The 21,569-nt window shown below is 70.6% G+C and carries 22 protein-coding genes and 2 pseudogenes; 15 read left to right on the top strand and 9 right to left on the bottom strand.

The window, feature by feature from the left end:
- Positions 1–182 precede the first annotated feature (182 nt).
- From AC08OU_RS06085 to AC08OU_RS06055, 7 genes are all read left to right on the top strand, one after another.
- The gene (locus AC08OU_RS06085) at positions 183–428 is read left to right on the top strand and encodes a hypothetical protein (protein WP_476602371.1); all 246 of its coding nucleotides are present in this window, start codon (positions 183–185) and stop codon (positions 426–428) included.
- A 32-nt stretch (positions 429–460) separates the two neighbouring features.
- Positions 461–1,426 (top strand): hypothetical protein, encoded by a 966-nt coding sequence (locus AC08OU_RS06080; protein ID WP_476602370.1) that lies wholly within the window; start codon positions 461–463, stop codon positions 1,424–1,426.
- A gap of 89 nt (positions 1,427–1,515) precedes the next feature.
- Positions 1,516–1,956 (top strand): thioredoxin family protein, encoded by a 441-nt coding sequence (locus tag AC08OU_RS06075; RefSeq protein ID WP_476602369.1) that lies wholly within the window; start codon positions 1,516–1,518, stop codon positions 1,954–1,956.
- Positions 1,904–2,071, top strand: coding sequence for a putative leader peptide (locus AC08OU_RS06070; protein ID WP_462187207.1), 168 nt, complete (start codon positions 1,904–1,906; stop codon positions 2,069–2,071). The genes AC08OU_RS06075 and AC08OU_RS06070 overlap by 53 nt, the downstream gene beginning before the upstream one ends.
- Positions 2,072–2,164: 93 nt before the next feature.
- Positions 2,165–2,584: a DUF4395 domain-containing protein gene (locus AC08OU_RS06065; protein WP_476602368.1), complete on the top strand. Its 420-nt coding sequence runs from the start codon at positions 2,165–2,167 to the stop codon at positions 2,582–2,584.
- Entirely contained in the window at positions 2,581–3,414 is an 834-nt protein-coding gene (locus tag AC08OU_RS06060; protein WP_476604484.1) for a sulfurtransferase, read from the top strand. Before AC08OU_RS06065 ends, AC08OU_RS06060 begins: the two co-directional genes overlap by 4 nt.
- Positions 3,415–3,417: 3 nt before the next feature.
- The gene (locus AC08OU_RS06055) at positions 3,418–3,717 is read left to right on the top strand and encodes a DUF1416 domain-containing protein (protein WP_476598711.1); all 300 of its coding nucleotides are present in this window, start codon (positions 3,418–3,420) and stop codon (positions 3,715–3,717) included.
- 71 nt (positions 3,718–3,788) lie between these two features.
- On the opposite strand, the gene AC08OU_RS06050 is transcribed toward AC08OU_RS06055, so the two are convergent.
- Together AC08OU_RS06050 and AC08OU_RS06045 are read right to left on the bottom strand one after the other, a co-directional pair.
- A complete protein-coding gene (locus tag AC08OU_RS06050; RefSeq protein WP_476604483.1) occupies positions 3,789–4,040 on the bottom strand; it encodes a hypothetical protein in 252 nt (83 codons plus the stop codon).
- Between the two features lie 184 nt (positions 4,041–4,224).
- Positions 4,225–4,791 carry a nitrobindin family protein gene (locus tag AC08OU_RS06045; protein ID WP_476598717.1) on the bottom strand — a complete coding sequence of 189 codons (567 nt, stop codon included), beginning with the start codon at positions 4,789–4,791 and terminating at the stop codon, positions 4,225–4,227.
- Positions 4,792–5,004: 213 nt separating this feature from the next.
- On the opposite strand from AC08OU_RS06045, the gene AC08OU_RS06040 reads away from it, so the two are divergent.
- Entirely contained in the window at positions 5,005–5,367 is a 363-nt protein-coding gene (locus AC08OU_RS06040) for a DsrE family protein (protein ID WP_462187203.1), read from the top strand.
- Between the two features lie 101 nt (positions 5,368–5,468).
- Here the strand turns inward: AC08OU_RS06040 and AC08OU_RS06035 are convergent, their stop codons facing one another.
- On the bottom strand, positions 5,469–5,963 hold the full coding sequence (locus AC08OU_RS06035) for a type III secretion system chaperone family protein (RefSeq protein ID WP_476598706.1): 495 nt from the start codon (positions 5,961–5,963) through the stop codon (positions 5,469–5,471).
- Positions 5,964–6,019: 56 nt separating this feature from the next.
- A complete protein-coding gene (gene mshA / locus AC08OU_RS06030; RefSeq protein ID WP_462187201.1) occupies positions 6,020–7,327 on the bottom strand; it encodes a D-inositol-3-phosphate glycosyltransferase in 1,308 nt (435 codons plus the stop codon).
- A 238-nt stretch (positions 7,328–7,565) separates the two neighbouring features.
- Here mshA and AC08OU_RS06025 point away from each other — a divergent pair.
- Positions 7,566–8,360 (top strand): annotated as a pseudogene (locus AC08OU_RS06025) (class I SAM-dependent methyltransferase); the annotation flags it as partial.
- A gap of 93 nt (positions 8,361–8,453) precedes the next feature.
- On the opposite strand, the pseudogene AC08OU_RS06020 reads toward AC08OU_RS06025, so the two are convergent.
- The 4 genes and pseudogenes from AC08OU_RS06020 to AC08OU_RS06005 all read right to left on the bottom strand — a co-directional run bounded on the left by AC08OU_RS06020 (position 8,454) and on the right by AC08OU_RS06005 (position 12,626).
- Positions 8,454–9,399, bottom strand: a pseudogene (locus AC08OU_RS06020) (aldo/keto reductase).
- Positions 9,400–9,516: 117 nt separating this feature from the next.
- The gene (locus tag AC08OU_RS06015) at positions 9,517–10,044 is read right to left on the bottom strand and encodes a hypothetical protein (RefSeq protein WP_462187200.1); all 528 of its coding nucleotides are present in this window, start codon (positions 10,042–10,044) and stop codon (positions 9,517–9,519) included.
- Positions 10,045–10,208: 164 nt separating this feature from the next.
- On the bottom strand, positions 10,209–10,985 hold the full coding sequence (locus AC08OU_RS06010) for a helix-turn-helix domain-containing protein (RefSeq protein WP_462187199.1): 777 nt from the start codon (positions 10,983–10,985) through the stop codon (positions 10,209–10,211).
- A 411-nt stretch (positions 10,986–11,396) separates the two neighbouring features.
- The gene (locus AC08OU_RS06005; RefSeq protein WP_476592271.1) at positions 11,397–12,626 is read right to left on the bottom strand and encodes a DUF349 domain-containing protein; all 1,230 of its coding nucleotides are present in this window, start codon (positions 12,624–12,626) and stop codon (positions 11,397–11,399) included.
- Between the two features lie 278 nt (positions 12,627–12,904).
- On the opposite strand from AC08OU_RS06005, the gene AC08OU_RS06000 reads away from it, so the two are divergent.
- The 5 genes from AC08OU_RS06000 (at position 12,905) to AC08OU_RS05980 (ending at position 19,040) form a co-directional block, all read left to right on the top strand.
- On the top strand, positions 12,905–13,810 hold the full coding sequence (locus tag AC08OU_RS06000; RefSeq protein ID WP_476598703.1) for a carbohydrate ABC transporter permease: 906 nt from the start codon (positions 12,905–12,907) through the stop codon (positions 13,808–13,810).
- Complete coding sequence (locus AC08OU_RS05995) at positions 13,807–14,772, top strand: carbohydrate ABC transporter permease (protein ID WP_476598701.1); 966 nt, start codon at positions 13,807–13,809, stop codon at positions 14,770–14,772. Before AC08OU_RS06000 ends, AC08OU_RS05995 begins: the two co-directional genes overlap by 4 nt.
- A gap of 12 nt (positions 14,773–14,784) precedes the next feature.
- Positions 14,785–16,143 (top strand): extracellular solute-binding protein, encoded by a 1,359-nt coding sequence (locus AC08OU_RS05990; protein WP_476598700.1) that lies wholly within the window; start codon positions 14,785–14,787, stop codon positions 16,141–16,143.
- Positions 16,144–16,168: 25 nt separating this feature from the next.
- Positions 16,169–17,335 carry an ABC transporter ATP-binding protein gene (locus tag AC08OU_RS05985; protein ID WP_476598698.1) on the top strand — a complete coding sequence of 389 codons (1,167 nt, stop codon included), beginning with the start codon at positions 16,169–16,171 and terminating at the stop codon, positions 17,333–17,335.
- Between the two features lie 355 nt (positions 17,336–17,690).
- Complete coding sequence (locus tag AC08OU_RS05980; protein ID WP_476598696.1) at positions 17,691–19,040, top strand: transcriptional regulator; 1,350 nt, start codon at positions 17,691–17,693, stop codon at positions 19,038–19,040.
- A 28-nt stretch (positions 19,041–19,068) separates the two neighbouring features.
- Here AC08OU_RS05980 and ygfZ read toward each other — a convergent pair whose 3' ends face one another.
- On the bottom strand, positions 19,069–20,226 hold the full coding sequence (ygfZ, locus tag AC08OU_RS05975) for a CAF17-like 4Fe-4S cluster assembly/insertion protein YgfZ (protein ID WP_476598695.1): 1,158 nt from the start codon (positions 20,224–20,226) through the stop codon (positions 19,069–19,071).
- 541 nt (positions 20,227–20,767) lie between these two features.
- Here ygfZ and AC08OU_RS05970 point away from each other — a divergent pair.
- Positions 20,768–21,505 (top strand): phosphoglyceromutase, encoded by a 738-nt coding sequence (locus AC08OU_RS05970; RefSeq protein WP_476598693.1) that lies wholly within the window; start codon positions 20,768–20,770, stop codon positions 21,503–21,505.
- Positions 21,506–21,569: the final 64 nt, after the last annotated feature.

The raw sequence follows: 21,569 nt of genomic DNA, 5'->3' as shown, positions 1-21,569 counted from the left end.
AGATCCTGTGTATCGACCCCCACGCGTTCGTACCAATTCCCGCTTCTCCGGTGAAGATGACGGACGAAGGGCCGGAAGGATGGTGAAGGATGGTGAAGGACGAGACCGCAGGGGCGGCCCGGCCCGCGTCGATCGCGCGGGTGACCGTCCGCTACTAGGCCGCCGCCAGGGACGCCGCGGGGGTGCCCCAGGAGGAGATCGGCGCGGATACGCTGGCCGCTCTGCTCGATGTCGTCGCGGCCCGCCACGGCGGGGCCCTGCCGGCGCTGCTGCGACGGTGCTCCTACCTCGTCGACGACCAGCCCGTGGGCCGGCGGGGGTCATCCTGCGTGACGGTTGCGTCGTCGAGGCCATCCCTCCCTTCGCCGGGGGATGACGCTGTTCGTCGCCGGCCCGAGGCCGCGCCTGGCTGGGACGGCGCGACGTGAGCCGCCCGAGCCGGACATGACAGCATGGGCCGGTGAGCGCAGGCGATCCTGGCAGGCCCCACGGCGTCCTCGTCCCGGACGAGGCTGCGTCCATCCCCGCAGCCCGCTGGGTGCCGGGCGCTTTGCCGTTGGCGGCCCTGGTGGCTACCGGCCTGGTGATGGCGGCCGCAGCCCTCGGCACGGGAGCCCTCGCGGCGGTCCTCATCGTCGAACAGATCGCGTTCGCCTGGGCCTGGGTCCGGATACTCCGGGCGTCGACCGGCACCACCCTGCTCGTGGCGGCCTGGGGTGTCCTCGGTGACGTGGTTCTGTTGGCCTCGGACCGGCACAGCTACGGATCGTTGGCCGGAGTCGTCGGGATCGCCGTGGCGGTCGTGATCCTCTACCAGCTCGCCCGACGCCGGTCAGCTCCCGTCTCCGGGGCAGGCCCGGTGTCCGCCAATGGTTCGAGTCCGGTGTCTGCCCATGGTTCGAGTCCGGTGTCTGCTAATGGTTCGAGTCCGCCGCCCGGTCCCGCCGGGCGGGTCGGTGCGGATCTTGCTGCGACGCTGAGTGGGATCATCTTCTGTGCGCTTTTTGCCGGTTACCTTGCGCTGCGCGCCGGGTCCGGCGCGCACTATCCGGCCGATCTGCTGGTCATCGCCGGCCTCCTCGGCGCGGGTGGCACGGTCGTGGTGGGCCGGCTAGTGGGATGGGCGGGCGTTCCGCTGGTGCCGGCCGGGGCGGTCGGCGTTCTGGCCGGCGCGGCGCTGGGGGCCGGCTTCGGTGCCCTCAACCCCGATCGTCTGACGGTGGGGGCCGCCGTCGCGATCGCCGCGGCGGGAGCGGCCGTGGCCGCCGTCATCGATCTGGTGCTGGCGCGGGCCCGTGACGCAGAGCCGCGGGTCGGCCCGGTCGCCACCTCGGCGCTGGTCGCGGACGTCCTGCTCACCGCCATCCTGCCGCTGGCCTCCGCGGCGCCACTGGTGTATTTCGTCGGGCGGCATCTGCCTGCGTGAGTCGATCGTCGGGCCGTGGCGGGGCTTGGACGGGAAGAGCCGGCCCGTCGGATGCTGTAGAAGCCGTGACCGGAATGTGGGTGTTGTCGGTGGCAACCGTGGCTGCGCTTGGACTGGGGGTGCTCATGCGGGCCCGGGACGGACGGTTCCGGCCGGTGGACGGCGGACTGCGGGCCGAATTCGCATCGTTGGGCGAGACGATGGGGGAGCGGGCGACGCTGCTGCAGTTCTCCACGGCGTTCTGCGCCCCCTGCCGGTCCACCCGTCGGGTGCTGGCAGGGGTTGCCGAGGTCGTGCCCGGGGTACGCCATGTCGAGGTTGATGCGGAGGCGCATCTCGACCTCGTCCGTCGGCTGGGGATCGGGCGGACTCCGACGGTACTGATCATTGACGGTCATGGCAGGGAGGTGCGGCGCGCAAGCAGTGCCCCGCCGACGCGTGCGGCGGTGTTCGCCACCCTCGAAGAGATCGTTTTCGATGGGATCAATCGGGCAGATGGTGATCCTTCGGATTCATCGTCGGCGGGTTAACACAGACGTGACGTTCACTGCTACCGTGACACGAACCATGTCCCAGATACAGCTTGTGAAGCGCCGCGCGGTCGACCTGTGCCGTGTACACAGCTGTCTGTGTCGTCTTTCCTGATCGTGGGTTGTGTCCCTCAGCCGTGATCGGCTGGCCCCGGTGCATCGCCACATCCGAGCGGGTAGTCCAAGCCGGAAGTCAGGAGAAGGCCTCGTGGTAGATCCTCGCGGTATGCGGTTCGCCGCTGCCGTCACCACGATCATGCTCGCCGTGGTACTGCTCGCCGGCAGCCGCTGGTTGCTGCTCGCGCAGACCGTGGTGTTCGGGGTGGGGGCGGTGGCCGGGGTCCGGTACGCGCCCTACGGGCTGGTGTTCCGTTCCCTGATCCGGCCGAGACTGGGGCCGCCCGCCGCCACCGAGGACGCCGCGTCACCCCGGTTCGCCCAGCTGGTCGGCGCGATCTTCGGCGTCGTGGGTCTCGTGGGATTCTTCGCGGGGATGCCGGCACTCGGTTACGTCGCGGTGGCCCTGGCCTTCGTGGCGGCTCTCCTCAATGCGGCGTTCGAGTTCTGTCTCGGGTACCACCTGTATCTTTTTCTCCATTCGATAACCGTGAAAGGAGCACGCACATGAGCCGTGAGAAGGCGCTGGTCGACGCCTCGTGGGTCAAAGCGAACCGTAACGACCCGAAGGTCGTCCTGGTCGAGGTCGACGAGGACGTCTCCGCGTACGACAAGGGGCACATCCCGGGCGCGGTGCGTCTCGACTGGAAGTCCGAACTTCAGGACCCGGTCATTCGTGACTTCATCAGCAGGGAGCAGTTCGAGAAGCTTCTCTCCGAGAAGGGGATCTCGAACGACGACATCGTCGTGCTCTACGGCGGGAACAACAACTGGTTCGCCGCATATGCATACTGGTACTTCAGCCTCTACGGCCACGCCGACGTCCGCCTGCTCGACGGTGGTCGCAAGAAGTGGGAGCTCGACAGCCGTGAGCTGACCACCGAGGTCACCCCGCGCCAGCCCACCAGCTACACCGCCCCGGAGCCGCGCACCGACATCCGGGCCTTCCGCGAGGAGGTCATCTCCGCGATCGGCGAGAAGGCCCTGGTGGACGTCCGGTCGCCCGACGAGTTCTCCGGCAAGCTGCTTGCTCCCGCGCACCTGCCGCAGGAACAGTCCCAGCGGGCCGGACACATCCCCACGGCGAAGAACATCCCGTGGGCGAAGACCGCGAACGAGGACGGCACGTTCAAGAGCAATGACGAGCTGACCGGCCTCTACACCGAGGCCGGGGTCGACCTGTCCAGGGACATCATCGCCTACTGCCGCATCGGCGAGCGTTCGGCGCACACCTGGTTCGCGCTGCACGAGTTGCTCGACCTGCCGAACGTGAAAAACTACGACGGTTCGTGGACCGAGTACGGCTCGCTCGTCGGCGTGCCGATCGAGAAGGGCACGTGAGCCATGTGCGGCGCCATCAGCGGTGGACCATCTGTGGAGGGAATTGACGTGGCCAAGGAGACTGTGATTCAGGGGGTCGTGGTGCAGAGCGGGGAGCCGGTTTCGACCGGTTATGCCCGCCTGCTGGACGAAGGCGGCGGTTTCACCGCCGAGGTTCCGCTGTCCGCGACGGGCCAGTTTCGTTTCTTCGCGCGGCCGGGGCAGTGGACCGTCCGGGCTCTTGTCCCCGGCGCGACCGGCGAGCGCAAGGTCGTCGCCCGTCAGGGTGAGCCGGTCGACACCCAGGTCGAGGTCGCGGCCTGACGTCGCGTTCTTTCGCCGGGCGGGGACAACGGGTTTCTTCCGCTGTCCCCGTTCTCACGCTGCCCCCGTTCTCATGCCCGGACCCGGCCACCGCGGTTGTTTCCCGCCGGTGGCACGACGGCCGAAGCGGTGCTCGCCGGTGGCGGAACCGTGGTCGGTACGGCGAAAGCCATCGGGCCGATCAAGAAACAGTGCAGACCGTTGTCGCGGGCGAACGCCACTGCGGAGCCCCGATCGGGGAACGGCGCGATGATCCGGTCGACCGCACGCTGGCCGGCGGCGGCGAAAAGGACGACCGCGAAGAGTACGTCGGCTTCTGCCATCATGCGATCATGAAAGCGCATTCCGGGAGGGTCTGAACACGTTTTCACGTGTTCCGTTCGTGGTCTGTCGTTGCGCGTGCGATGTCTTTTGCAAAGGCTCCGCCATACCGTGAATGAAGTGTGACTCTTGGTAGGCGGGCATCTCTTGGTGGAGGGCACTTGGAGACGCCTGCTCGGAGACGGCTCAGTCGGACACGCGGTGCAGGCGCGCGGACAGGTGCGACTGCATCGGCTTGCCCTCGGCCTCCATGTCGATCGCGTAGGCGAGATCGCCGCCCTCGACCAGGCCGTAGAGCCGCACCGACCGGGTGACGTCACGGGCGGTGGCGGTGCGGATCAGGACGTTGTGATCGAGATCGATACGGGTGCCGCTCACCGTGCCGACGTAGATCTCGGCGATACCGAACGGGTGGGCCAGCATCACCTCGACGACCGGCTTCCCGCCCTCCCCGGACTGGACCCGCCAGAACCCGGTCTCGGTCGCCAACGGGCTGCCGGGCTCGCGGCCGTCCCGGGGCTCGTCCGCCCACCAGGTGTGCGACACGTATCCCAGCGCCGGGCGGCCGTCCGCGGCGAAGGTGATCTCCTGGCCGTAGTGGAATCCGTCCAGGCCCTCGTAACCGCCGACCCCCTCGCCCCGCCAGGTCCCGACGAGGAAGGCCAGCGGTAGCAGGCTGGCGTGCAGATCAACGGTGTTCGTCGCCGCGCCGGACCGCGCCGATCCGGCCGCGGACCGCTTCCCGGCGCTCAGCGCTGACCCTCGTACAGCTTGTAGACCACGTAACCGGAGAACCAGGCGATCAGGACGGACATCGCCACCAGAAGCCCGGTGAAGAAGTAGTGCAGCACGCCTCTAGCCTAGACGACGAGATCACGGGACTCCTCGTGGCCGTACCGGTCCTGGTCACCTCAGGCGCCACGCGGCATAGCTGCGCGCCAGGGCGGCTTTTGGCAGACTGGCACGATGGCCCGCCCGCTCGTCGTCAAGGTCACCGCCGGGACGGATGCGCCGGAACGGTGTTCCCAGGCGTTCACGGTCGCGGCGGTCGCCGCCGCCGCCGGTACGGACGTCTCGCTCTGGCTTACCGGGGAGTCCGCCTGGTTCGCGCTGCCCGGCCGGGCGGAGGAGTTCAGCCTGCCGGAGGCGGCGCCGTTGCCCGATCTGCTCGCCGCCATCCTCGCCGAGGGGCGCGTCACCCTGTGCACCCAGTGCGCGGCCCGGCGCTCCATCGGCCCGGACGACGTCCTGCCCGGCGTCCGCATCGCCGGCGCCGCCGCGTTCGTCGACGAGGTTCTCGCGGACGGCGTGCAGGCCCTCGTCTACTGAGGAGCGCCCGGCCCAGACGTAACAGTCTGGACACAACGGCCTGGGTATAATGGGGGCGCGTGAATCGCCGGGAAGCACCGCGTCCTTCTCGGGACCGGGTCTCATCCCGGCTTCGTGGCCGAGCCGGCGTCGGCGGCCAGCTTGGCCCGCCACGCCTTCTCCCGCTCGATGGCGGAGGCGAATCCCATCGCTATCGCCGGGTCGAAGTTCTCGTCGGCGTAGGAGCCGACGCAGCCAAGGAGGCGGTCGATCTCCTCCGCGGTGACCGCCAGCAGCGGGACCTGCCCGGTGAGGAAGATGTCACCGACCCGGTCGATGGAGAAGTGCACCCCGTAGGTCTTCGCGTTGCGGCCGAGCAGGAATCCGTAGGTGCCCGTCGCGTTCTCCGCCGGGGCGCGCATAAAAAACGCCTCGACGAGCAGGGTGTGGTCCTGCACGACGAGCCACGTCATCGTGCGCAGCTTGTGCTCGCCCTCCAGCGCGACGAGGAACGAGCCGGTGTCGACATGGTCGTAGGCGAGACCGAGATCCTTGAGCGTGTCCTCGATCACCACGTCGAGCCGGTTGCGTTCCGCCGCGTCGATGGGTGCCGTCATGGCTGGGGCCTCCCCGGTAGCTGGTAGACGATGCCGGTTCCGGCGGAGATCCTTTCTCAGACGGCGACGGCGGTGGGGCTCAGCGCGTGCCGGTAGCTGCGCAGCACGCCATGGGCTGTGGCCGACCAGCCGAACCCACCGGCCCAGGCCACCGCTCCGGCGGAGAGCCGGGCCCGCCATCGTGGCTGGCGCAGCAGCCGATCCAGCGCGTCAGCATAGACGGCGGGGGTCCGACCGGCGACGAGCAGCCCGGAGACACCGTCGGCGACCGCGGTGCACAGGCCCCCGACCGCCGCGGCGACCACCGGAGTGCCGCAGGCCTGGGCCTCGAGCGCGACGAGGCCGAAGCTCTCGCTGTGACTGGGGACGACGACGGCGGTGGCCGCGCGGTACCAGTGGACGAGCTCCTGCTGCGGGGCCGGCGGTTGGAAGCGGACGCGATCGGAGATCCCGAGAGACGCCGCGAGCTTGACCAGGGCGTCGGGTTGTTCCAGACCGGATCCGCTGGGGCCGCCGACCACGGCGACGGTGAGCCGCGAGCGGCGGGCGGGATCGCGCCGCAGCAGTTCCGCGGCGGCGCACAGCAGCAGATCGGGTGCCTTGAGCGGTTGGATCCGGCCGACGAACAACAGCAGGTCGTCGGCGGGATCCACGCCGACGCGGGCCCGGGACTGCGCCATGTCACCTGGCCGGAAGACCTCCAGGTCGACGCCGGGCGCGACGACGTCGATCCGGTCCGACGCCGCGTCGTACAGATCGGTCAGGTGCCGGTACTCGTCCGCCGTGGAGGCGAGCAGCCGGGTGGCCCCCCCGATGACCTCCTGTTCGCCGAGCAGCCGGCTAGGCGGCTCCGGGCGGTCTCCGGCTGCCAGCGCGCCGTTCTTGATCTTTGCCAGCGTATGGGAGGTGTGCACGAGCGGGACACCCCATCGCCGTGCCACCGCGAGACCGACCTGACCCGACAGCCAGTAGTGCGAGTGGATCACATCGAACCACCCTGGTTCGTGCCCGGCCTCGGCGCGCAGCAGAGCTGCGGTGAACGCACACAGCCAGGCGGGAAGATCCTCCCGGTGGATCTCCTCGTACGGGCCGGCGTCGACGTGGCGGACCGTCACACCCGGCAACAGCTCGGCCGAGGTCGGCAGCTTGCTGCTCACCGCGCGGGTGAACACCTCGACCTCCACCCCCAACGCCGCGAGCTGCCGCGACAGCTCGACGACGTAGACGTTGAGCCCCCCGGCATCGCCCGTTCCCGGCTGCTCCATCGGTGAGGTGTGCATGGACAGCATCGCGACCCGGCTGGGCCGCCCGCGCCGTTCGGGCTCACCGCGGACCTGGGCGGCGCCGCTTCTGATCAGACGCATCGAGCACCTCCGCATCTCCACGTCCCCGGCGCCTGCCCGACACGACCCACCCTGCTGTGGACGAACACGTCTCCAACCGTTCTACCCGGCCGGTTGTCAGGTCAACTGTTGGTCTCCCCCCTTCGGGGTCCCGGCCGGCCCCTGGTCCGCCGGCCTGCCGGTCTGCCAGGGTGGATCCGTGACGAACTCCTCCCGTCGGGCGCGGCGGCTCGCGGCCGGACGGGCGCGTGCCCTCGGGATGCCCACCCGGGGTACCACCGCGCCGAACCGGTTGCGACGGATCGATCGCTGGACGCTCGACGCGGCCGCCGCGCTGCTGCGTGGGGCGGCGGATCCCCTGGTCGTCGATCTCGGCTTCGGTGCGTCCCCGGTGACCACGGTGGAGCTCTACGAGCGGCTGCGAACGGTGCGTCCGGACGTGCGCGTCGTCGGCCTGGAGCTCGACCAGGACCGGGTCGCCCGGGCCGTCCCGGCCGCGAGACCTCCCGGGCTGCGGTTCACCCGCGGCGGGTTCGAGCTTCCGCCGCCGGGGGAGCGCCCGGTGCTGGTGCGTGCCCTGAACGTGCTACGGCAGTATCCCGAGGCTGCGGTCCCCGGCGCGTGGGCGACGATGCTGGCGCGGCTCGCCCCCGGCGGGATGCTTGTCGAGGGAACCTGCGACGAGACGGGTCGGCGCGCCTGCTGGTTCGGTCTTCCGGCCCCGGGAGCGGCGCCGGCCTGGCTGCCGTCCGGCGCGCGGAGCCCGGCCGGGCCCACGCTGACCCTCTCCGCGCATCTGGCGAGCCTCGCCCGTCCGTCCGAGCTCGCCGAGCGGCTCCCCAAGGCGCTCATCGAGCACAACGTACCCGGCCATGACGTCCACCGGCTGTTCACGGCCTTCGACCGCGCCTGGGAGCGGGCCGCGCCGCGGGCCGTCTTTTCCCCACGCCAGCGGTGGATCGCCGCAGTGGCGGATCTGCAGGCCCAGGGCTGGCCGGTCCGCGGCGACCGGCGGCGCTGGCGGCTGGGCGAGCTGACCGTCGACTGGCCCCCGGCGGGCGGTTCGGACGTTCTGCCGGCGCGGTGCGGGACGTCCCGGCGGAGATCTGGCGGGACGCCCCGGATCGTGGGTCCGTCGGTCCCGCGTTCAGTCGGCGGGACGGCGGGTCACGGCGATCTTGTCGAGCACCGTGAGGTCGTCCGCGCGGGGCTGCCACTGACCGGCCACGGCATTCGCGCGCACCTGGACCGGGCTGGTCGCGCCGGCGATGACCGAGGCGACCCCGGGCTGGGCGGCCAGCCCGCCGATCGCGACGTCCAGCAGCGACCGGTCCCGCTCCCGCGCAAAGGTTTCCAAGGCGTCCAGCCGGTCGAAGACCTCGTCGGTCAGCTCGTCCTGCCGGCCGGCCAGCCGGGTGCCGGCACCTCGTCGCGCTGGTACTTGCCGGTGAGCAGGCCGTTCGCCAGCGGGTAGTACGGGATGACGCCGATGCCGTACTTCTGAGCGGCCGGCACGAGCTCTGCCTCCACGCCCCGTTCCAGCAGGTTGTAGTGGTTCTGTGCGGAGATGAAGCGGGTCGTCCCGGACGCCCGGGCGGTCCACTCCGCGTCGGCGACCTGCCAGGCATCGAGGTTGCAGGCACCGATGTAACGGGCCTTGCCCTCCTTGACGATCTCATCGAGGGCCTCGAGCGTCTCCTCGATCGGCGTGAAGGCGTCCAGGGTGTGCAGCTGGTAGAGGTCGATGTAGTCGGTCTGCAGCCGGCTCAGCGAACCCTCGACCGCCTTGCGGATGTACCGCCGGGACGCCCGCGCGCTGAAGTCCTGGCCGTACATGCCGCCCATGTCGTTGCCAAATTTCGTGGCGAGGACGACATCGTCGCGGCGGCCTCGCAGCACGTGCCCGAGAAGCGTCTCCGAGCCGCCCTTGTTCCCGTAGGTGTCGGCGGTGTCGAAGAACGTGATCCCGGCGTCGAGCGCCGCGTCGACGACCGCGCGGGTGCCGGTGAGGTCGACGCGCGAGCCGAATTGTTGCAGCCGAGGCCGACGACAGACACCAGTAGTCCGGAGGATCCCAGCGGGCGATAGCGCATGAGTTAATACAACACATCGGACCACGGGCCCCGGACACCAGGCCCCGGACCCGTGGTCGACCGGAACACGTCAATGATTGCCCGTTGGTGTTCCGGTGCGTCGATGTTCGCGGGCCGTTACTTCTCTGGGGCGGCCTCGGTCACGGCCCGGCCGACCGCCTCGGCCGCCTTGCGGCTCGAGGTGCGTGCGGCGCGGGTCTGGCTCACTGCCGTCCGGGTGTGCTGCACCGCCTCCTCCGTGGCCGGGCTGCGCCGGATGCTCGCCACCCGCTTCTCCCCCCGAGTGGCGAAGCTGTTGTAGAGGTGGGTGGCGCGTCCCTGCAGGTCGGAGATCTGGGAGGTGACGGTGGCCGGCAGCGCACGCACGGCCGTCCCGACCTGGGTCGGGACCCGCGCCGCCTGGGTGGGCAGCGCGCCGACCCGGTCGGAGATCTTCCGAACCTCGGTGCTGGTGGTCGTCGGCAGGGCGAGCAGCTTCGCCACAGCGAGATCCGCCGCTCCCACCGACGCGTAGAGCGGCTTGCGCACCTCCGCCAGCGGAACCTTGACCTCGGCCCTCGCCTCGGCCGTGTCCTCCTGGGTCTGCGTGCTGACGCGGGCGGTGGGACGGCTCGCGGGGCGATTCGTCGTGCGCGTGGTGGCCATGATGTCTCCCTCGGTTCGAAGATTCGTTGATTTCGTGTAGAGATTTCCTGTTAGCGATTCGTCGCCGACGGGTGAAAGGTCGGGTAAATGATGCGAGGGTCAGGGTGGTGATATGCCGTACAGGAACGGAGTCCTGCTTGTCGCCGCAGTCCCCGCCGGTCGACCTAGGTCTGATCGACCGGGTTGTCGGTGGTCGGCTGCGGAGCCGGTGCTGCCGGGGCGGGTGTGGACGCGGGGGGAGCGCCGGTGATCGGACTGCTCTCGGCCCTCGTCGCCGTCGGTTCGCCTCCTGTGGCCTTCGATCGCCTGGTGCGGCCCGTGGCGGTTCCCGGTGACGGCCTGCCCGTACCGTCCGACGGGGCCGACCGCGCCGCGGTGGTGGTGCCGCCCCGGGATGTCGTTGACGCCTCTCGGGCGGATTTCCGTTTCGTCGTCGGCTCCGCGAAGGTCGGTCCCGCGGTGGCGGCCGAACCCCGTGCGGACGACGAACCACCGATGGCGGCTGGACTCGCGGTCGGGGCGGCGGGCTCGCCAGGGACGAACCCGCGCGACCCGGCCTCGGCGTCGCCGTCCGGGTGGCCGCGGCCGGCCCGCGCCGCGATGGCGTTCTCCCGGCAGAACGCCTCGTAGATGTCGAGCACGACCTGCTTCTGTCGTTCGGACAGGGATTCGTCCGCGAGCACGGCAGCCATGACGTTCTCTCCGCCCTGCCGTTTCTCCAGAATTCCGGCCTGCACGTAGAGCACTTCGGCGGAGATGCGGAGCGCCTTCGCGATCTGCTGAAGAATCTCCGCGGACGGCCGCCGGAGGCCTCGCTCGATCTGGCTGAGGTAAGGGTTGCTCACCCCGGCCTGCTTGGCGAGTTGACGAAGGGAGATCTGTGCGGTGTGCCGCTGATCGCGGATGAAATCACCGAGATCGCGCACATTCAGGGCCGCCACCGGGTCGAACGCCTCCTTCGCCGGAGGGCGAGGCGGGTTGCCGCGCCCATGGCGGGCGCCCCGCCATCCGTGAACCTCGGCATACGGCTGGACCCTGCGGCCGAGGACGCCGAGGACGACTGCCCGCCGAGAGCCCGCCGTCCGTGGACGCTGCGATTCAGGGGAGGCCATGGTGCCTCGGCAGGCTCCGGCCGGTACGGAAACGAGTGCGCCGCCACAACACATCACCAACGCAGCCGACGATACGTCGGGTTGCTAACTCTGGCAAGCGGTCAGTTAGCGCTCTTTGGACGTGTCCGCCCCGAGGTGCACCACCTGGTACTCCGCGGACCGTCGCCCCTTTGACCACGGCAGATGCCGCAGTTCCCCGTTTTCGGGCCCACCCGAAGCGCCCGTGCCTGCCGGCGCGGCTCAGTCGTTGTGGGACTGTCCCTCGGCCTGGGCCAGCCAGGCCCGCTGAGTGGCGAGGGCGGACTCGGTGTCGGCGATCTCCTTGGTGCGTCCGGCGGCCCGGGCCCGGGCCAGCTTCGCCTCCAACTTTGCGACGGATTCCCGCAGCTTCGTCACGAATGGTGAGGAGGAGAGGGATCGCTGGGCCCAGCGAGCATCGGAGGCCTCGCGCAGCTTGTCGCCGATGGCCGCCATCTGCCGCTCCAGGGAGCCCGCGATCTCCCGGGGGACCCGTCCGATCTCGTCCCAGCGGTCCTGGATCTCCCGGAGACGACGCAGCGAGCGGTCGGTATCGGCCGGATCCAACGCCGTCGCCTCGGCCAGCAGTTCCTCTTTCTTGACCTGGTTTTCGCGCAACTCGGCGTCGCGCTCGGCATTGGCCTCGTTGCGGCGGGTGAAGAAGGCGTCCTGTGCCGTACGGAAGCGGCTCCACAACGCGTCGTCGATATCCTTCGCCGCGCGACCGGCGGCCTTCCAGTCGGCGAGCAGCGCCCGGTAGCGGGCGGTCGTGCCGGCCCAGTCGGTGGAGTCGGACAGCGCCTCCGCCTCGGCGATGATCGCCTCCTTCCGTTCCCTTGAACGGGCCCGCTGCGTGTCGAGGGCGGCGAAGTGCGCGGTCCGGCGGCGGGTGAACTCGTCCCGGGCCGTGGCGATGCGCCGCCACAGCGCCGAGTCGGTGCGCTTGTCCAACGAGCCGGCGGCGCGGAACTCCTCGGCGAGCGCGCGGAACCGCTCCCCGGCGGTCTTCCACTCCGAGCTGCGGCCGAGCCGTTCGGCCTCGGCGACCAGCTGCTCCTTGGCCGCGGCGATCCGGCCGGCCCGCTCGGCCCGCTCGGCGGCGAGCGCGGAGCGATGTTCCTCAGTGGCGGCGACCACGGCCTCCAGCCGCGTGCGCAGCGCCTCCAGATCACCGACGACCGCGGCCTCGTCGAGGGAGCCGAGCAGCCGGCGGGCGCTGCCGACGATCCCGGCCGGATCAACCCCGCTGACCGTCAGCCGCCGTTCGAGCAGCTCGACCTCGGCGGACAGATCGTCGAAGCGGCGTTCGAAGTGGGCCAGACCCTCGCGGAGACTGCCGGCACGCCATGATCCGACGGCACGTTCGCCGCTGGCCGTGCGAACGAAGACCGTGCCGTCGTCGGCGACACGCCCCCAGGCGGAGGCGTGGTCGGGCTCGCTGCGGTCGCTCATGGTGTTCCCGAAGATCGACTGACGTTTCCTGCCATTCTTGCAGGCGTTGGCCGTTGAGGGGACAGCCGCCACGGATCGGTCACCACGATTCACCGTCGACCGGGTGCGGCGCGTCGGCCGTGGGGGTCGATCCGAGCCGTCGGCGGTGTTGCGTGGGCCGTCGGCGGTGTCGCGTGGGATGTGGACGGACCGGACGACACGTGCAGGCACCGGCTGCTCCCCCGCGGGAGCCACCCCGTACCGGCATCCCGGCACAGGTGGGGCCAGGATGCATAACCGTGACGCGTGAGGTTGGTGGTAGCCGGGCGGGCTGGCGAGTCGGCGTGTTGTTGCTGCCGGCGTTCGTGGGACTCGGTGTTTTCGTCGTCGGGCCCGCGTTGGTGTCGGCGTTCATCGCGGGCACGGACAAGACCCTGACGGGGCCTCGTTTCGACTGGGTCGGCACGGCGAATCTGCGTACCGCTCTCTCTGACGCGGACCTGGCCGGCGCCGTGCGCAACACGCTGCTGTACTGCGCCCTCACGGTGGTACCGGCGGTCGCGATCGGGCTGGCGCTCGCGCTGGCCGCCGAACGGGTGACCCACGGTCGGGCGCTGGTGCGATGTGCGCTGTTTCTGCCGGTCAGTGCGAATATTGTGGCCATGGCGGTCGTGTTCGCCTACATGTTCGACAGTAGCCCCGACGGTCTCGCGAACACCATCGTCGGGCTGTTCGGGGTGGCTCCGGTCGACTGGCTCGGCGACACCTCGACCGCGTTGCCGGTGGTGGCCCTCGTCGGTGGTTGGCGGCTGACGAGCTTCGTCTTCGTCGTCTATCTCGCTGGGTTGACGGCGGTCCCGAGATCGGTGTACGAGGCGGCGGACGTGGACGGCATCCACGGATTCGCCCGGCTGCGTCACATCACCCTGCCGCTGCTCGCCCCGACGACGATCTTCCTGGGGGTGTTCGTCACCATTTTGACCCTGCAGACCTTCGAAACGGTCGCGGTGCTCACGAAAGGTGGCCCCCTGGATTCCAGTACGACGATCATTTACTACATTTACGAGGTCGGCTTCACTGGATCGTTCCGCATCGGATATGCCTCGATGATCGCCCTGATGCTGTTTGTCGTGATCGTGGCGCTGGGTGCCGCTGGTGGGCTGCTCGGGCGCCGCATCCGACGCACACGGGAGGCCGCCGCGTGAGCGTCGACACCTCCAGCCCGGTGCCCGGGCCCACGCCCCGTGGCCACGCCGTGCGGCGAGCCTCGCGTCGGCGGGCCCCGCAACCGGGATCGGCGCCGGCGCCGATCCCGGCATCGCGGCGCGGTCGCCGCCGGTCACCGGCCGGACCGACGATCGGGCGTCTCGTCCTGCTCACGATCGGCATCGTCGCGGCCGTCCTACCCTTCGTCTGGATGGTGCGGACCGCCATCGGGCCGCGGCAGACCGCGCTGGCGCTGACGTCGAACCCGATCCCGTCCAGCATCGACCTGAGCTCGTTCGACCGCGCCTGGTACGCTGGTGATCTTGGATCCGCCCTGCTCACGGGGGTGGCGGTGAGCCTGGCGATCCTCGCGTTGCAGCTCGCGACGGCGATCCCGGCCGCCTACGCCTTCGCCTGTCTGCGCTTTCGCGGGTGTACGGCCGCCTTCGCGGTGGTACTCGCCACCCTGCTGGTGCCGACCCAGATCACCGCCGTGCCGAACTACGTCACCATTTCCGCGCTCGGACTCGCTGACACCCGGGTCGGCCTGGTCCTGCCGTTCATGACACACGCGGCGATGATCTTCATGTTCCGGCAGTACATGAGCACCATCCCGGGGTCGGTCCTGGAAGCCGCGCGGATGGACGGGCTCGGTACCTGGCGGACGCTGTGGACGATCATCGTGCCGCTCGCCGCGCCCGCGATCGCCTCCGTATCGGTGTTCAGCTTCCTGTTGTCGTACAACGAGTACCTGTGGCCGCTGCTGGTCGCGCGGTCGCCGGACATCGCCACCCCGCCGCTGGCGCTCGCGCGCCTGATGACCGACTCCTCCTCCGTCATTCCGGACTTCACCGAGCTCGCCGCGGCCGCGCTGATCATCAGCCTGCCGTCGCTCGTCGTCTTCGTCGTCGCCCAACGCCGTCTCGCCGCCGGAATCACCGGTACGGGTGCCGGTGCCTGAGAGGAGGAACGTGTGATCCGTATTCGCCGAATGCTGCCGCTGCCCGTCGCCGCTGCGATGATCATCCTGACCGCGTGCGGCGGCGGTGGTGACGCGGGCCCGGCAGACCCCGCGGAGAGCCTGCGCCCCACGGCCCGCCCGGCCGGTGCCGGCGTCGACAACGTGGCGGGCGCCAAGGCGTCGCCCGCCTGCGTGGCCCAGGTCAAGACGCTGCGGATGTCCGCCGTCGGCACGCTCAACGACGTCGCGAAATCCGGCAAGGCCTATCTGGAGAAGGCGCATCCCGGCCTCGCCGTGGACCTCAACACGAGCGCGCCGGACTACACCTCCCTCGTCCAGCAGATCAGCGCCGACCGCTCGGCCGGCCGTTCCGTCGACGTGGCGGTCGCCGGCTTCGACCTGCTCCCGACCTTCGCCCGGGACCTCGGCGCCCAGGAGCTCTCCCCGCGCCTGCTGCGCGCGTCCTACGACCAGCGGCTGGTCGGCCTCGGGCAGGTCGCCGGGAAGCAGATCGGCATTCCTCAGCAGGTGTCGTCCCTGGCCCTGGTCTACAACCTCGACGTGCTGCAGAAGGCCGGCGTCGATCCGGCGACGCTGGGCACGACCGACGGGGTGATCGTCGCCGCCGACAAGATCAAGGCTTCGGGTCAGAACATCCAGCCCCTCGACCTGCCGACCGGCCAGCAGTTCGGGCAGTGGATCCTCAACACCCTGGCCAGCTCCAAGGGGACGTCGATCCAGGACGCGAACGGTCGGCCCGCCCTGAACACCCCGGCGGCCCGCGAGGCCGCCGCGTTCCTCGCGAAGGCCGCGAGCTACGGCACGCACTCCGCCGACCCGACCCAGCAGGGCCTGCTGCGGTTCGGCATCCGCCGGCAGACGGCGATGACCGCCGTGACAGTGGCCTCCGTGGCCGGTGGGCTGAGGTTCATCACGGGGCAGGGGACTAAGGGTTTCCGGGCCGGCGCGGTCCCGTTCCCGACCCTGCCCGGCGGGACCCAGCACCCGGTCGCGGGCGGCAACGCGCTGACGGTCCTGTCCACCGACCGCTGCCAGCGGGAGATGGCGACCGAACTGGTCGTGTCGCTGCTCTCGCCGGACGTCGTGGCCGCGAGCACGGAGACGTTGAGCTACATCCCGGTGGATACTCAGGCTGTCAGCCAGCTCGGGTCGTTCTACGAGACCTATCCGCAGCTCAAGCCGTTCAACGCACTAATCCCCTCGCTGGTGAAGGCGCCGGCCTGGAGCGGGGCCCGCGGCGGGGAGGTCCCGAGCGCGATCTCGGACCAGGTGCAGCGCATCCTCAAGGGTGAGGACTCGGTCAGGGCTCTCGCCGCGGCCCAGAGCCAGGCTGTGGAACTCACCCGTTGACCGGCGGACGCCGTGGGAGAGACCGATGACCCGGATCACGGAACCGGCCGACGGACCCGTCGCGGTGACGGCCGCCACCGTGGGGGTGCCGATCGAGATCGACGGGCTGGGCCGGTCGTTCGGCCCGGTCCATGCGCTGCGCGACGTCACCCTGGCGGTTGCGCCGGGGGAGATCGTCGCGCTGCTCGGACCGTCCGGCTCGGGTAAGTCGACGCTGCTGCGGATTTGCGCCGGGCTCGAGGAGCCGACGTCGGGTGATCTGCGTTTCGGCGGGGTCAGCCAGCTTGGCGTCGCACCCCACCGCCGGGACGTGTCTATGGTCTTCCAGCATTTCGCGCTCTACCCGCATCTGACGGCGCTGGAGAACCTCACCCTGGCGTTGCGTTACGGCCGTGGCCTGCCGAAGGCCGCGGCGGTGGCCCGGGCCCGTGAGACGCTGGACATGCTCGGCATCGGTGAGCTGGCAGCTCGCCGGCCCGCGAAGATGTCCGGGGGCCAGCGCCAGCGGGTCGCGATCGGCCGGGCACTCGCGACCCGGGCCCGGGTGATCCTGTTGGACGAGCCGATGTCGGGGCTTGACGCCCAGCTCCGGGTCGATCTGCGGGTCGAGATCGTGGGCCTGCTGCGCCGGCTCGGCACCACCGCTCTGTTCGTCACGCACGACCAGGCCGAGGCGATGGCGGTCGGTGACCGGGTCGCGGTGCTCAGCGGCGGCCGGTTGCAGCAGATCGGGACGCCCGACGAGATCTACGACCGGCCCGCCACGCGCTTCGTCGCGGCATTCGTCGGCAGCCCGCCGATGAACGTCCGGGAGGGACGCTGGCATGACGGCCAGCTGCGCGGGGACGGATTCGCCCTGGCCGCCCCCGCCGGCGCGACGGCGTTCGGAGTCCGGCCCGAGCACCTGGTCCTGGCTGCGGGGGCTTCCACCGGATCAGGATTGGGAGCGGCGGACGCCGTGGTGGCGCCGGTGGCGCTGGCGTCGCTGGCGTCGGATGCGCTGCGGGTGACCGGTGAGGTCGTGGTGAGCGAGCGGCTCGGAGCGGAGCGGACGGTGCACGTCCGGACCTCCGCCGGGGTGCTCGCCGTCCGGGTCGACGCCGCTCAGGTGCTCGGCGTGGGCATGCCGGTCACCCTGCGCGCACCGCTGTCCACCCTGACCTTCTTCGACGCAGCCGGCGCCCGGATCTGACGCGGCGCGGCCTCGCCCCGCCGCGGCCGTCCCCTTCCCACCGCGCGTCCAGTCCGATCGGCGCCGCGTGAACCGCGGAGGGGCCCTTCCCATGGGCATGTCCCCGACTGCCCGATTCGCAACGGAATTCCTGACCGGCCGACGTGGTCGTGTTCGGTCGAAACAGGAATATAACGCGCTTTTTTCGGACGGCTCGGCGGACATGCGTGCAATCAGGGCCCGCCAGTGGTCCGGGAGTGACCTCTGTGCACGCATCGCACCGGAGTCGTCTCTTGGAGCACCAAGATGTCGCGACATAGCGTTAGTAGGTGCTCACGGAAGTGGCCCTGGAGATGCGACTACGAGGAGAACGTCGATGCTGACGGATAACGCTCATGCCTGCACTCATCCGCTTGCGTTCGTCCGAGCCCAGCGCGGGTGGTCCTATCAGCGTCTGGCGCGGGTCGTGGCCCGCCGCGCACGTGACCTCGGGGTGGCGAACATGGCCGCCGAGCGGCAGAAGGTCTGGCGCTGGGAGCACCGTGGTGTCGTGCCCGACCGGGTGTCCCAGCTCGCGCTCGCCGCGGAGCTCGGCGTGCCCAACGATCGCCTGGAGTCGCACCCCTGGCCCGCGTGGCTACCGACCGGCGACGCGGTGCGCACCGAGTACCCGTGGACGCCGGGCGGCAGCATAACCTCGATCATGGACGTCGTCGAGGACGCGCTCTCCGACCGCCGCGGCTTCCTGACGATCACTGGGGTCGGGGTGGCGGAACTCGCGACGCAGTGGCTCGGCATGGAACCGGCCCGGCTGGCGGCGGCCTTGAACGGGGGACAAGTCGACGACCAGATCGTGAACCGGATCGAGCACAACATCCCCGGGCTGCGGGTCATGGATGAGCGGCTCGGCGGGGAGAGCGTGCGCCGGCTGGTCGACGCCGAGCTCGGCGTGGTGGCGGACCTGCTGGTGCGTGGGTCCTACACCGAGCACGTGGGCCGTCACCTGCATTTGGTGGCCGCGGAGCTCGCCCGGTTCGCGGGGTGGGTCTCGTTCGACGCCGGCTTCCAGACGGCCGCTCAGCGGTACTGGATCACCGCGCTGCATGCCGCGCACGCCGGCGGGGACCGCATGCTCGGTGCGAACGTGCTGAAGAACATGTCCCTGCAGTGCGTGGACTTCGCCCGCCCGCGGGAGGCGGTGGATCTGGCCGAGGCCGCCGTGGCCAGCGCCGGGGGAGCGTCCGGTCGCGTCGGCGCCATGCTGCACATGCGGCGGGCCCGTGCCCACGCCGCGCTCGGGGAGGCCAGCGCCTGCGCGCAGGCGCTGGCCTGCTCGGAGGAGGCGATGGTCACCGCGCGGCCTGAGGACCCCGCCTGGTCGTCCTACTTTGACGAGGCCGAGTACCAGGCGCAGATCGGCAGCTGCTACATCGATCTCGGTCACCTCACGCAGGCGGACCGGTGGCTGGAACGCTCCCTGGCGATCCACCCGGACTCCCGGGCCCGGGACCGGGCCACCTACCTGCTCCGGTGGGCCGCGGTCCAGATGGATCTCGGTAACGTCGATCACGGGTGCGAGCTGACCCGCCAGGCCCTGCCGATGCTGGAGGCGACGCGATCCAAGCGCAACGCCCGCCGGGCCGACGAGCTGCGCCGCCGGCTGCGGCGGCACGGCACCGACCCGGCGGTGCGGGAACTCGATCAGCTCCTCGCCCGGACCGCCTGAGCCGGCCGGAACCCGAGCCGGCCGGGAATCAGGGACGCAGCCGCCCGGCGAGACGCTTCGGCACCGTCGTGGCCGGTTCGTCGTCCGGATCGATCGCGGCGGCCAGCGGCGCGCCGTCGGGATCGGCGGCGACGAGGGCGGCATCCGCCGGCACGGACCGCTTGATTACCGCCAGGGCGATGGGGCCGAGTTCCTCGTGGACCTCGGAGCTGCCGACGAACCCGACCTCGCGCCCGCCGACCGTGACGGGAGAACGGGGCGCCGCCACCGTGCCGTCGAGATGCAGCAGTACCAGCCGCCGCGGCGGGCGACCGAGGTTGTGTACCCGGGCGACGGTCTCCTGCCCGCGGTAGCAGCCCTTGTCCAGGTGCACGGCGCTCGCCAGCCACCCCACCTGGTGCGGAATGGTGCGATGGTCGGTCTCCCGGCCGAGCCGGGGCCGTCGGGAGGCGATGCGCATGGCGTCGAAGGCGGACAACCCGGCCAGACCCGCCCCGGCGGCGCGCAGCCGCTCGACGGTGCCGGTCAGGTCGGCCCGGCCGACGAGGAGGTCGACGCCGTGGGGGATCCGCCGGACCAGCGTGCCCGTCCCGGTGCGAGCGACCGGGTAAGGACCGGTGATCGGTGCCCCGACCGGGTCGGGTGCCTGTGGTTCGGGCAGGTCCAGGCCGGGCGCGCCGTCACTCGGCCCGTCCAGCGCCGCGGCCGCGACCTGCGCGGCCCTTGGCCCGAGCACGCTGAGCACCGCCGTCACCGCGCCGATGTCCGTCGGCTCCACTCGGAGCATGAAGCGCATCGACTCCAGGTAGCGCAGCAGGGCGCCGCCGGTGCCGGGCTCGACGTCCACCCAGGTGGACGTGCCGTCGTCGGCGAGGACGAGATGGTGTTCGACGTGGCCGTGCGGGGAGAGCACCAGCGCCTCGGTGCCCCGCAGCGCGCCCAGCGCAGACAGATGCTGAGAGGTGACGCTGTGCAGCCAGGAGAGCCGGTCGGGGCCGGAGATGCGCAGCACGTCCCGATGCGATCTGTCGACGACGGCGGCGCCGTCGCGCACTGCGCGCTGTTCCCGTAGCGGATCGCCATAGTGGGCGGCGACCACGGCGTCTTCGGCAGTGCCGGCCACCGCACCCGGCAGGCCGAGCAACGGGGAGAGCGAGGCGGACGTCGTGAGGGACCCGGCGGTCATGGAACTCAGTCTAGGTCGCCGTGGCGTGCCTCGGCCGGGCCCGCGCACGGTTCGGCTGTGGCCCCCGGCCCGCGCGGGTGGCCTGGCTGTTCCGGCCGGCTGGTGTCAGGAGCGTCCCACAACGCGCGCGGAAAAGCCGTTGCGATGCGCCCCTGGGTCCGCGTAGCGTCACGGGTACACGAGAAGGGAGGTGGTCCAGGCTTTGTGTGCTCATAGGACTCGTGAGGTGGCTGTCCGCTAGCCGGTCTCGTGGTCCTCACCTCTAGCCGGGTGGCCCATGGGCACCGGCACCGGCGAGAACCAGGCAGACCCCCGACCCCCGGGCGCCGTCGCAAGTCCCGACGGCCCGCCTCTGCTTCGCGCGGCGGCGGAGCGCCCGGGGGTCGTTCAGTTCCGGATGAATCCCTGTCGTGCCGCCGGATTCCTGTCGTGCTGCCGCGTGACAACCGGTCTCCGGCACGACCGGCCCCGAGCCGGGGAGCCACAGGCAACAACCGGCAATGCTGGCCGAGCGGGCCGCCGAGCGGGCAGGATCTCGGGTATGCCGACGCTCGTCCTGCTCCGCCACGGTGAGAGCATTTGGAACCGCGAAAACCTGTTCACCGGCTGGGTGGACGTTGATCTTTCCGAGAAGGGTGCCAAGGAGGCCACTCGCGGGGGTGAGCTGTTGCGGGAGTCCGGCGTCCTGCCGGACGTGGTGCACACGTCCCTGCTGACCAGGGCGATCCGCACCGCCTGGCTGGCGCTGGACGCCGCCGGGCGCACCTGGGTTCCGGTTCGCCGCACCTGGCGACTCAACGAGCGGCACTACGGCGGTCTGCAGGGCCTGAACAAGGCGGAGACGCTGGAGAAGTTCGGCGCGGAGCAGTTCCAGCTCTGGCGTCGCTCCTACGACACGCCGCCGCCGGAGATCGGTCCGGAGCAGGTCAGCGGGGTTGACGAGCGCTACGATGACCTCGCCCCCGACGTCATCCCGCGGACCGAGTGCCTCGCCGACGTCGTCGCCCGGATGCTGCCCTACTGGTACGACGCGATCGTGCCGGACCTGCGGACCGGCCGCACCGTCCTGGTGGCGGCGCACGGCAACTCGCTGCGTGCCCTGGTGAAGCATCTCGATCATATCAGCGACACCGAGATCGCCGGGCTCAACATCCCCACTGGCATCCCGCTGCGCTATGAGCTGGACGACCAGCTGGGTGTGGTGAGCTCGGGGTACCTCGACCCCGACGCCGCGGCGCTCGCCGCGGCCGCCGTCGCCGCGCAGGGCACCAGGAAGTAGTCGGAAAAGTAATCGAGAAGATAGTCGAGACTAAAAATAGTCGGGACTATGGGGACGTAATGAA

The organism is Frankia sp. CcMO1 (assembly GCF_977945845.1).
The sequence above is the reverse complement of the archived record's forward strand: the minus strand, read 5'-3'. Positions and strand labels throughout refer to the sequence as shown.